The organism is Trichococcus flocculiformis (assembly GCF_900113645.1).
Taxonomy (GTDB): domain Bacteria; phylum Bacillota; class Bacilli; order Lactobacillales; family Aerococcaceae; genus Trichococcus; species Trichococcus flocculiformis.
This window is the reverse complement of sequence record NZ_FOQC01000081.1, coordinates 1-6,045: the sequence shown is the minus strand read 5'-3', so window position 1 is coordinate 6,045 and position 6,045 is coordinate 1. Positions and strand designations below refer to the sequence as shown.

Sequence of the window (6,045 nt, the reverse complement as noted above, 5' to 3'; positions counted from 1 at the left end):
TCTATCTTGCTTTGATTGCACAACTTCTCACCTATCTGGTCAAACTGGAAACACAATCTGTTCTTTCTAGCCTGACAATCCAACGATACCTATTCGCTTCCCTATGGGAAGCTAGTGAACTTTGGGAGACAAGGATACGGGGGAAACCGACCGAATCAAAATGAACGGAAGCTTGACGCAAGTAGAGGAAATGAAGATAAATTGATATAGTTCACAATTGTTACAATCTGGAGAAAGTCGTCTTTCTGCGTGAGCATGGGAATTTTTTTGCTTTTTTTCAGAAAACAGTTTAGATGAGGACCTACAAATGTTTATGCAACACTAGTGATATTTAATATATTTGGAATGCGAGCAAGGAGAATTACGATAAAAAATAAAGGAGTCAATATCGGAAGGTGGAAATTTGTTGGGAGTGTTTCCCAAAATACTCCTAGCCCAAGCATTGATCCCTTTATATTTCTTAAAGCATATCTACAACAGTGCGCAGGCTATTGGTCGGAATCAACTGTTTTGCTTGAATCCATCCACGATTTGGCGCAATGCTTCGTGGATCGGTGTTGCTGGGCGGCCGAGCAGTTTTTCGAAATCCTTACTTTCGACATCCAGCGAGCCTACGCGGATGCTTTTTTGGATTTCGACAAGTATAGGGACCACGAAATCCGGCACACCGGCACCCGCCATGATTTCGGCATAGGCAGCGTCATCAACCTGTTGGACAGGTACTTCTTTGCCCAACACTTCGCCAAGCGCCGCAGCCAGCTCTTCCTGGGTCAATGGTTTTTCGGAAAGCTCGTAGATGGTATTTTCATGTCCCTCGCCGACAAGGACGGCCGCCGCAGCTTCCGCAAAATCTTGTTGCAGTGCCCAACCGACTTTTCCGTCAGCTGCCGCTGTCAGCCAAGGAGCGCCAGCCAGGACACCTTGAATGCCGGAAATTTCATTCTCCAAGTACCAGTTGTTGCGTAGGAAGGAGTAGGCAATGCCTGTTTTTAAGATAGCCGCTTCGGTAGCTTGGTGCGTTGGCGCGAATAAGTTTTTGCTTTCCTGTGCGTTCGCTAGGCTGGTGTAAGCGATGAAGGACACGCCGGCGCGTTCGGCTGCAGCTACCGCATTGGCGTGCTGGCGGATTCTGGTTTCGTTGTCGCCATCCGCGGAAATCAGCAACAGACGATCGATACCCGCAAAAGCGGCATCTAGTATTTCCGGCTGATCAAAGTCTCCTTGGCGAACGTCGACTCCTTGAGCGCGTAATGCTTCCGCTTTCTCCGGGTTGCGGACACTTACGGCCAAGTGCTCGGCCGGCACAGTCTTCAATAGAATCTCCATAACTTTGGTGCCAAATTTCCCTGTTGCTCCGGTTATTAATAATTTCATTTTACATCGCTCCTATTTCTGTTTACTTTTCATTAGTAACCTTATAATATAGCAGTGGGTATTTTTTTGAAAGTAGGCACTTTTTTATGGCCTAGTCACAAAAACAGGACCATTGTGAAAGAGAGGCGTTTATCATGGCAAGAAGTCGGTTTGGGGACCTCGCTGAGGCACAAATAGAGGAGACGGTTTGTCCCGTCACGCAGACGCAGGACATCATTGCAGGAAAATGGAAAATCATCATTTTGTGGAATCTGAGCACGCAGACAAGAAGGTTCAATGAACTCCAGCGGCTACTGCCGAATATTTCAAAAGGAATATTGACCAGACAATTGAGGGAACTGGAAGAAGACAACATGGTTCACCGGGAAGTCTACAAAGAAGTCCCTCCGAAAGTCGAATACTCCCTGACGCCATTGGGGTAAAGCTTCATTCCGATCCTACAGAGCATGGGCGAGTGGAGCAAAAAGAATCTGAGTGGGAAATAGAGTGACGGCGACGGATGCTTAGGGTGCCGGTTAGCCGGGGGAGCGCGGCGGGATTGGGTCATCAGCTCCGGTTAAGCGTCGCTCCCCGGAGGACGGTGATAACTGCCAGTCTCATCTTCGCCGAAGTCAACCTTACCGGAGAAGAAAGACGAAATGTTGGGCGACCTCCGGCGAAGCCTGCGTTCGCCGAAGCAGGGCAGACAGTGCCCGTTAAGCGGTGGAGCGCGGTGGAATTGGGTCAACAGCTCCGGTTAAGCGTCACTCTCCGGAGGACGGTGATAACTATCAGTCTCATCTTCGATGAAGCCAACCTTACCGGAGAAGAAAGACGAAGTGTTAAGCGACCTCCGGCGAAGCCTGCGTTCGCCGAAGCAGGGAAGACAGTGCCCGTTTGTGGATTATAGGCCATGAATGAAAATTCAGTACTTAGTCTGATGCCTTTGCATCCAGAAGGGATTATAATGTAAGGGAAAGAGAGGGGAAAGGCCATGAATTTTCTGATGAATCTGATTTGGTTTGTTTTAGGTGGTTTTATCAGTTTTGCTTCCTGGGTCGTGATTGGTGTTCTGTGGTGCTTGACCATCGTTGGGATTCCGATCGGTATGCAATGCTTCAAGTTCGCTGTGATGGCGGCTGTGCCGTTCGGTAGGGAAATCCGCATCAGCGAAAGCGGCACATCTTTAGTCATCAATATCATCTGGATGCTGTTGGGCGGCTTGGCATTGGCGGCCGAAGAAGCTGTTTTGGGCGTCATCTTCTGCATGACAATCGTTGGTATCCCGTTCGGCCTGCAGCATTTCAAGCACGCCAAGCTGGCATTGTTCCCGTTCGGAGCGGAAATCTATCGGGTTGCTTAACAGGCAAGGTCATGGCTGATATCATAGTGAAAAAATGAGGCTGTATCAAAACCAGAGCTACTAAACTGGTGCTGATACAGCCTCTTCTGTTTGGAAATTGAATTTACGTCCGGAATAACCCGTCAAAACCTTGTTGACGGGGAAAATCAGTTCAAATCACAGTCAGAAAAACCGCCAAATCCGCCTTGGCGGGGAAAGCGTCCGCGGAAAACACGATAATCCCCGCGAAAACCATGTTGGCGGGGAACATCGCCACGCATTCAAGCAATGCGATAATCTCTAACGCTATTGTTGTGGGATATTACTGATTCTTGCGAAGTCCATTTACGATTTGGCTCAAACCCTCATTGATCAGGGTTGCTGGACGGCCAAGGAGTTTTTCGAAATCATTGCTCTCAACATCCAGGGAGCCAACTCGAATGCTTCTTTGGATTTCAACAAGGATAGGGATGACGAAATCCGGCACCCCAGCAGCCTGCATAATATCAGCATAAGTAGCGTCATCAACCTGTTGGACAGTTATTTCTTTGCCCAATACACTTCCGAGGGCGGCTGCTATTTCTTCCTGAGTCAATACTTTGCCAGAAAGCTCGTAGATTGTATTTTCGTGCCCTTTACCGGAAAGTACAGCAGCCGCAGCCTCTGCATAATCTTGCTGAAGAGCCCAGCCCACCTTGCCGTTTTCTGCTGATGTGACCCATGGAGCTCCTGCCAGGACACCTTGAATTCCTGAAATTTCATTCTCCAAGTACCAGTTGTTGCGCAAGAAGGAGTAGGGAATCCCAGTTTTCAGAATTACTTCTTCTGTGGCCTGATGCGTTGGGGCGAATAAATTTTTGCTTTCTTTTGCATTCGCTAAACTGGTGTATGCGATGAAACCGACTCTGGCGCGCTCTGCCGCAGCCACTGCATTGGCGTGCTGGCGAATTCTTGTTTCGTTATCCCCATCCGCGGAAACAAGCAATAAACGATCAACGCCTGCAAAAGCAGCATCCAGTGTTTCCGGGTGATCAAAATCCCCTTGGCGGACTTCCACGCCACGAGCCCTTAACGCTTCCGCTTTCTCTGGGTTACGAACACTGACGGCCAATTCACTGGCCGGTACAGTCTTCAACAGATTTTCTACAACCTTTGTTCCGAATTTTCCTGTTGCTCCCGTTACTAATAATTTCATATGGCATTTCTCCAATTCTTTTGTTTACTTATTTAATGTAAACTAATAGTATAGCAATAGACAGATTTTTGAAAGTAGGCACTTTTTTATGACCTAGTCATAAAAACAGTACCATTGTGGAAGAGAGGCGTTTATTATGGCAAGAAGTTGGTTCGGCGACCCCGCAGATGAACAATTGGAGGCGACGGTTTGTCCCATCACGCAAACGCAAGACATCATTGCGGGCAAATGGAAAATTATCATATTATGGAATCTAAGCACGCAGACGAGACGTTTTAATGAACTTCAACGATTGTTGCCGAATATTTCAAAAGGGATCTTAACAAGGCAATTGCGGGAATTGGAAGAAGATCAGATGGTTCATAGAGAAGTCTATAAAGAGGTTCCGCCGAAAGTAGAATATTCCTTAACACCTTTGGGGCAAAGCTTTATTCCGATACTGCAGAGTATGGGCGAGTGGAGCAAGAAAAATTTGGTGAGTAAGTAAAAAGTTGAAGTGATGGGGGAATCAGCCCCCTCTTTTAGTTTGGATAATTTGATAGGCTGATTGAACAACTGGCTGTAAAATAATTGATGGTCAAAGGTATCTGTTGACAGGTTCCTTTTTCTTGCGTAAGCTTTGATATATATTTCAGCTTAGGGAAGGAATATGGCTGAAAGGAGCGGATATATGGAAGCGGTATCAGTTTGTTTGGATAGCGAAATCACACCGATACGGCGAAACTTCATTTTTTTACGAGGGCTAAACACACACGTATGGGTGACCGGTCGCTAGCTCGCCGTTTTGTGGAAAAACTGGGAAAAGCAAAAAGTACAAGGAGGCAAAAATATGATTGTTGAAACGATAAAATTGTATCCGGAACGGGAAGACGTCACGCTGACGACTTATGTACTGCAGGATTCGCCGGAATTATTGGACGGCGCAACGCGTCCGGCCGTACTGATCTGCCCTGGCGGCGCCTATCTTTCCTGTTCGGATCGGGAAGCTGAGCCCGTGGCGATGCGGTTTGCGGCGATGGGCTATCATGCTTTTGTGCTACGCTATTCTGTTTACTTGGATAAGCACGAACCTTACGAATCCATTTTCGAAGGAGTTGAAAGGCGCGAGCATACGGTCTTTCCGGCAGCGATCCGGGACATCGGCAAAGCTATGCTGACGATCCACAAGAACAGCGAAGCATGGTTGGTGGATATGGATCGGATCGCTTTGTGCGGCTTTTCGGCTGGTGCGCACAATGCCGCGATGTATTCGGTCTATTGGGACAAACCGATTCTGACCGATCATTACCAAGTGTCGGAAGAAAAACTTCGTCCCGCTGCTACGATTTTGGGCTATACGTTGAGCGATTATCTGTTCATGAAAGCGACCGAAAAGGATGAAATGGGCACCCTTCTGTTTGATGCCTCCGTAACGTCGCTGCTAGGAGAAGCGACCCCTAGCGATAAAACGCTGAAGGAAGTGAGCCCGGCGTTGTTGGTGACCGAAAAAACACCGCCGATGTTCCTGTGGGCCACCGCATCCGACGCACTTGTTCCGGTCGGGCACATGTTACGGATGGGGATGGCTCTTTCGGAGCGCGATATCCCGTTTGAGATGCACGTATTCGAAGAAGGTCCGCATGGATTGAGCCTTGCCACGCAGGCTACAGCCAACGCTAAAACGTTGGTAGACCAAAATGCCGCCAAATGGATCGACCTGGCGGACGCCTGGCTGCTGAAACGCTTCAGTCTCGATTTGCAGGATAAAACCAAGTGGGATTAGGAAGTGTGCTGGCAAGATCCTGGGGGGGAAAGATGAATAAGAGAAAATTACTCACTCAACTTTCGCACACCGAAAAAGACCCTAAAGGCTTGATATATCAATAATTCTAGCTATACTATTATGCCGATAAACCGCTCGGGAACTGATTTTCAGGTTGATGAAATGCTCGTTTTAAGAAAGCAGGAAAGTTGTCGAAAACTCTGTCCAGAACAGACTGCACCATTTCTTCAGACAAGATAGGTTCTTCCGTGAGAGACGCCTTCAGGCAGTCCAATACCAATAGAATTGCTTCTGCAAATCGGATGTCCTCCAATTCATCACAACACAAAAAGAACAGCTGACCGATGGTCCTCGGATCTTGCGCTTCGCGCGTCCGAAGCGCAAGCATGATGT

The 6,045-nt window shown here is 47.9% G+C and carries 6 protein-coding genes and 1 pseudogene; 4 read left to right on the top strand and 3 right to left on the bottom strand.

All coding sequences use genetic code 11. The annotated features are described in order from the left end of the window. Positions 1–501: 501 nt before the first annotated feature. On the bottom strand, positions 502–1,374 hold the full coding sequence (locus BMZ71_RS14230) for an SDR family oxidoreductase (RefSeq protein ID WP_086990916.1): 873 nt from the start codon (positions 1,372–1,374) through the stop codon (positions 502–504). A gap of 134 nt (positions 1,375–1,508) precedes the next feature. On the opposite strand from BMZ71_RS14230, the gene BMZ71_RS14225 reads away from it, so the two are divergent. Next, positions 1,509–1,796, top strand: coding sequence for a winged helix-turn-helix transcriptional regulator (locus BMZ71_RS14225; RefSeq protein ID WP_086990914.1), 288 nt, complete (start codon positions 1,509–1,511; stop codon positions 1,794–1,796). Between the two features lie 551 nt (positions 1,797–2,347). Then, a complete protein-coding gene (locus BMZ71_RS14215; protein ID WP_086990911.1) occupies positions 2,348–2,716 on the top strand; it encodes a YccF domain-containing protein in 369 nt (122 codons plus the stop codon). Positions 2,717–3,017: 301 nt separating this feature from the next. Here BMZ71_RS14215 and BMZ71_RS14210 read toward each other — a convergent pair whose 3' ends face one another. Beyond that, on the bottom strand, positions 3,018–3,890 hold the full coding sequence (locus BMZ71_RS14210; RefSeq protein ID WP_086990910.1) for an SDR family oxidoreductase: 873 nt from the start codon (positions 3,888–3,890) through the stop codon (positions 3,018–3,020). A 136-nt stretch (positions 3,891–4,026) separates the two neighbouring features. Here BMZ71_RS14210 and BMZ71_RS14205 point away from each other — a divergent pair, with 136 nt between their 5' ends. Together BMZ71_RS14205 and BMZ71_RS14200 are read left to right on the top strand one after the other, a co-directional pair. Further along, a complete protein-coding gene (locus BMZ71_RS14205; RefSeq protein ID WP_086943266.1) occupies positions 4,027–4,377 on the top strand; it encodes a winged helix-turn-helix transcriptional regulator in 351 nt (116 codons plus the stop codon). 342 nt (positions 4,378–4,719) lie between these two features. Next, complete coding sequence (locus BMZ71_RS14200) at positions 4,720–5,652, top strand: alpha/beta hydrolase (RefSeq protein WP_086990908.1); 933 nt, start codon at positions 4,720–4,722, stop codon at positions 5,650–5,652. A 118-nt stretch (positions 5,653–5,770) separates the two neighbouring features. On the opposite strand, the pseudogene BMZ71_RS15010 reads toward BMZ71_RS14200, so the two are convergent. Further along, positions 5,771–6,045, bottom strand: a pseudogene (locus BMZ71_RS15010) (hypothetical protein); the annotation flags it as partial.